Raw genomic sequence first — 5123 nt, 5'->3', positions numbered from 1 at the left:
GGAGGGTGATTTCAACCTTGCGAGCACGGCACTCCAAAACTGCACGACCTCCCTGCTGGGGAGCCCAACGCTTGCTGCGATTGGTTGCGTTCGTGCCGACGGAGAGCCTCCGTCGGCTACAGGTGCTAGCGAGAAACCAGCCTAGAAAGATTCAGAACCGGACAGGAGCCCCGATTTCGTGCAGTGCGAGGCAGGAAACACCTTCGCGAAATCAGGCCAACTCTTTTTTCAACTTCGTCTCGGCATCATCCATCTCGCCCGTCGAATTGAACTCGACTTGGACCATCTTCAACCGAGCCGTGTCGCCGGCGGTGATGGTGACACGGCTTTTGCTAACGCCCAACCATTTCGCGAGCGATGCGATGACCGCTTTGTTTGCCTTGCCGCCTTCCGGAACCGCGTGGACCGACACTTTCAAAGCCCCGTCATGTAGTCCACCCACAGAAGCCTTCTTGGCTTTGGGAGTCACCCGCACGCGAAACTTCCACGTCAGTCCATCGTGTTGTCGATCCAGTCCGACGCTAGGCTCACTCATCCGCTTTTCATTCCTCCGCGGGTTTCGACAACGCTGCGGAGCGACGCCCCAAGTTGCCATAGCGGTGGTAGTCGTGCGAGATCGATTGCTCGTTCAAGTACCGCAGGCACTCGATGCGACCATGATCCACAACCGGTTCATCAATGACCGTGATGAAGTTTCGCCCGCAAGCTCGACGAATCGACTCTTTCGCGGGAGTCAGCGTACGCATCCGGCTGACACCGCCGCCTTCGATTCGCTCGATCACCTGCTCGACAGATTCTTCGATCGGATCAATCAATCCTGGCAACCAATCGGCGGTGGTTTCCAGCATCGCCGACTTCGAACGATCCAGCTCAGGCGACAGAGAAAGAGTGAACTGAGTGCCCACACATACCGCGGCTGAAATCGCCACGATCGCGTCGGCGATGTCGTCACCCTTCTCGATTCGAATCGTCATGCCATCGACGGATCGATAACGACGAATGTTGTCTTGGCCAACCAACTGATAAGTGTCGTGCTCCAATGCGAAATCGGTCGCGTTGGCGATTTCTTGCGAGGTGATCGCACGTTCGATTCGGAACTTCTGTGCATCCCCCAACATTTCATCCGAGTAACGACCACGCTCGATCCAATCTCGCATGCGATCGAGCTGATCGTGCGAAGCCTCCACTTCATCCGTCGGCGGTTGCCAGTCGCTGACGTGCGTGACACGAGAGAGAGCGAGCACGTAGTTGGGACCACCGGCTTTGATGCCGGGTCCGTAAGCGGACAAACCAACTCCACCAAACGGCTGTCGCAACACGATCGCACCGGTCGTCGGACGGTTGATGTACAGGTTGCCAGCGGGGATCGATTCTCGCCACAGCTTGATTTCTCGATCGTCCAAGCTTTCCAGTCCGCTGGTCAGTCCATACCCGGTTGAACGCACGATCTCGATCGCTTCTTCCAGTCGACCAAATCGCATCACGCCCATCACCGGACCAAACAACTCGGTCGTGTGAGTGAAGCTGCCTGGTTGTACGTCCCATTTGACACCTGGACGGTACAACGTCGGATTGCCATCAACGTGCTCGGACATCACCAACCAAGATTCGCCACCCTCGAGTTCTTGCAAACCACGTCGCAGTTTGTCGGTTGGCGGATCGACCAACGGGGTCACGCGTGTGTGCAAATCCCAAGCGGAACCGACCGGTAGGCTTCGAACCGCGTCGGCCAAGATTTCTCGGAATTCCGGATCATCGAACACTTCGTTTTCGAGCAACAACAGCGACGTGGCACTGCACTTTTGGCCGCTGTGTCCAAACGCCGAGTGCAGCACGTGCTTGATCGCCAAGTCACGGTCAGCCATCGCGGTCACGACCGTCACGTTCTTGCCGCCCGTTTCGGCCAGCAAGTGAAGATCCGGTCGCACGTCCAGCATTCGCTTTGCGGTTGATGTGCCACCGGTCAAAATGACGGTGTCGACGATCGGATTCTTGACCAACCATTCTTCGGCAACTTCATCGTCACAGATGACAAACTGCAATGCGTCGCGAGGAACACCCGCGTCCCAGAATGCTTGGCACATCAACCAAGCCGGCAGCAACGTTTGCATCGAAGGTTTGACGACCACCGGGTTGCCCGCAGCGATCGCGGCTGCGATTCCGCCACATGCGATCGCCAATGGGAAGTTCCATGGCGTGATGACGGCTACGACGCCGCGTGGTTCACACCGGATCCCATCGCACTCGTCCCAAGCCTTCATGGTCAGCGGATAGAACTCCAGGAAGTCAATCGCTTCACTGACCTCAGGGTCCGCTTCGGCAACCGTTTTGCCGGCACCGGCCACCATACTGCCGATCCAATCCCCACGTCTTTCGCGAGCCAATTGAGCCACCGAACGCAGGATGGCAAAACGCTCATCAACCGATAGATCCGCCGCCCAGATCGATTCGCTGGATGCTTTGACGGCTGATTCAACCGCGGGCGAAGTTGCCTTCTTGTACCGACAGGTCACAACGCCAGGACGCGAAACATCGTCGGTGGTGAACCATTCTGCTGAAACGCGATCATCTCCATCGAGCGAATCCACATCGGGCAAACCGACCAGCACCGGCGTCACGCGAGTTGCCTGCTCGTCGCAAAGTGGTTTCCAACGATCCAGTGTTTCTTGTGCCCACTTCGAATTGTGGGGCAACGACCAATCGGTGTCCGGTTCGTTAACGAACTTCGTCCAGTGTTCCGCCGCGGGTGGCTGCACGGGAGTTTGGTACCGGTTCTGTGTTCGTCGAGGCTGCACCGAAACCGTTTTGCAATCCATCAACGCATCCTTGAATCGCCCCGCCAACAATTCAAAGTCAGGTGTGTCCGGCTGCAAGCGATACGCGTGACGCAGGAAGTTCTCGGCACCGGTGTTTTCATCCAAGCGGCGAATCAGATAAGTGATCGCGTGCAAGAAATCTGATTTTGTACACGCCGGTGCGTACAACAACATCGCCGCATCGCGTTCGGTCAGTGCGCGACGCTGATGATTCGCCATGCCTTCCAGCATTTCAAACTGGACCGAGTCGGATGCTCCTGATCGCTGGGTCCAAATCATGGCGAGCGCCACATCGAACAAGTTGTGCGAGGCGACGCCGACGCGAATGTTTCCATCCGCTGCGGCGGTGATCAGCTCCCACAGCATGCGTTTGAAGTTCGCATCCGTGTCATGCTTGTTCGTGTACGGAGCCAGCGGCCATCCACCAACGGAAGCATGCACGCGTTCCATTTCAAGGTTTGCGCCTTTGACCAATCGGATGGTCAATGGAGCACCACCACCGGCGACTCGTTTGGTCGACCATTCAATCAGGTCTCTCATCACCAAACAGGAATCCGGGACGTAGGCTTGCAATGCAATCCCGGCTTGAACGGATTCCAAATCGTCGCGTTCTAGAGTCTCGCGAAGCACGTCCGCGGTCAGATACAAATCGCTGTACTCTTCCATGTCCAAGTACACGAATTTGTCTTTCGCCTTGGATCCATCGTCCATGTGGTTGGCGTTGCGATAGAGCCGTTCCAAACGGTCGGCGACCATCCGAATCGTGTGCTCTCGTGCCAGCGGAGACACTTGGCTGTAAAGCGTGGTGAGCTTGACCGAGATACATCGCACCTCGGGCATGCGGAGCAATTCATAGAACGACTGCATCCGCTTCCGTGTTTCGTCGTCACCCAGCAGTGCTTCGCCGAGCAAGTTGACATTCATCGCGACGCCGTGACGCTGACGCGATGCCAAGTGCGGAGTCAATAGATCTGGTTCCGCCGGCAGAATCACATTGGCCGTTTCACGACGCATCTTTTCTTTGACCAACGGCACCGCCACGCCGGGCAAATACTCGCCAAAGGATTGGAACCCTTTCAGCATGGCCTGTTCAACAGGACTGAAGAATCGCGGAATGCCCTGCAGATCCAACAAGTGGGTCATCTGGTCCGCCACACGGGCCGGCGTATGTGTCCGGAACGCTTGATCGGTCATCTCAACCAAAGTGGCTTTGTCGGCATCGTGGCCGATCATCCGGTCCAGTTCGGATTGCTGGCGACGTTCCTGTGGTGTCTGCAGTGCCCGCGACTCTCGCAAGAGATCAGCCGCCATCTCAATCGCGGCGGCGGCATCCTGCTCGGGGTCAAACCCCTTCGATGTTGACGACAAGGTTGAGTCGGGCTGATTCAAGACACGATCCTTAACAAGAGATTCTGCGGAAACGAAGATCGAAGACACGAGGTTCGCCGATCAACCATTGACGGCTAAACTTTGGCAACTTGCAACCGCCTGTTTTGACAACGATTTCTTTACGGCATTCCGCCGCAACCCAAAGACGCCTGCAATGACGACTGATTTGCCGCAACATGTGTTCCGTTTGCGAGTTCGCTACGACGAATGTGATCCGATGGGCCTGGTTCACCATTCAAATTACTTGCGATATTTCGAAATCGGACGGACGGAGTTCCTTCGATCATCGGGGGGCCGGTACCGCGAAGTGGAAGAAGCGGGCCTGTATGTCGTGGTGGTCCACATCGATTGTCGCTATCGTGCCTCCGCACGTTATGATGATGAAATCGATATCGTGACGAAAATCGCCAAAATCACCGCGGCCAAAATCATCCATGAATATGAGATTCGCCGCGGCGACGAGGTGCTCGTGCAAGCGACCGTGACATTGGCGGTGATAGATCAGAACGGTCGATTGCAACGTGTTCCCGAAGCATTGTTGACGTAAAGCTCTTTGACTCTTTCCTTCCTGGTGCCCTCCCAATGCGTCCTGACCAACCTACCCGATCGCTCAGCAACCGCCGCCAATTCCTCCGCCGCCTCGGAATCACTTCCGCCGTTGGTTACGCCGCGTACTTGGCCCACCAAGTCAGCCCCTCGCCACTGAGCACCAACGCCAATGGATTGCTGGGGCAGGGCAGGGCACTTTGGGCAGCCGAAACGAGCGAAGCAACATCGGAATCCAGCGGCGGCTACCTGAAGCAGTCTCTGAAAGCCGGCATGATCCGGGCCGGTAAGTCCGACGCCGCCAACCCTTGGATCGAACGGTTTCGAATCGCCAAAGACGCCGGCTTCGAAGGCGTCGAACCCAACACGTCA

The 5123-nt window shown here is 56.7% G+C and carries 3 protein-coding genes and 1 pseudogene; 2 read left to right on the top strand and 2 right to left on the bottom strand.

The window, feature by feature from the left end; genetic code table 11:
- Positions 1-211: 211 nt before the first annotated feature.
- Together B2R17_RS05365 and B2R17_RS05360 are read right to left on the bottom strand one after the other, a co-directional pair.
- Positions 212-535, bottom strand: coding sequence for a DUF167 domain-containing protein (locus tag B2R17_RS05365; RefSeq protein ID WP_286763154.1), 324 nt, complete (start codon positions 533-535; stop codon positions 212-214).
- Between the two features lie 7 nt (positions 536-542).
- Positions 543-4253, bottom strand: coding sequence for a bifunctional proline dehydrogenase/L-glutamate gamma-semialdehyde dehydrogenase (locus B2R17_RS05360; protein ID WP_286763153.1), 3711 nt, complete (start codon positions 4251-4253; stop codon positions 543-545).
- Between the two features lie 106 nt (positions 4254-4359).
- On the opposite strand from B2R17_RS05360, the gene B2R17_RS05355 reads away from it, so the two are divergent.
- Positions 4360-4752 (top strand): acyl-CoA thioesterase, encoded by a 393-nt coding sequence (locus B2R17_RS05355; protein WP_039962376.1) that lies wholly within the window; start codon positions 4360-4362, stop codon positions 4750-4752.
- A gap of 35 nt (positions 4753-4787) precedes the next feature.
- A pseudogene (locus B2R17_RS05350) lies at positions 4788-5123 on the top strand (sugar phosphate isomerase/epimerase); the annotation flags it as partial.

The sequence above is a fragment of the Rhodopirellula sp. UBA1907 genome, assembly GCF_002337565.1.
In the GTDB taxonomy this organism is placed as follows: domain Bacteria; phylum Planctomycetota; class Planctomycetia; order Pirellulales; family Pirellulaceae; genus Rhodopirellula; species Rhodopirellula europaea.
The sequence above is the reverse complement of the archived record's forward strand: the minus strand, read 5'-3'. Positions and strand labels throughout refer to the sequence as shown.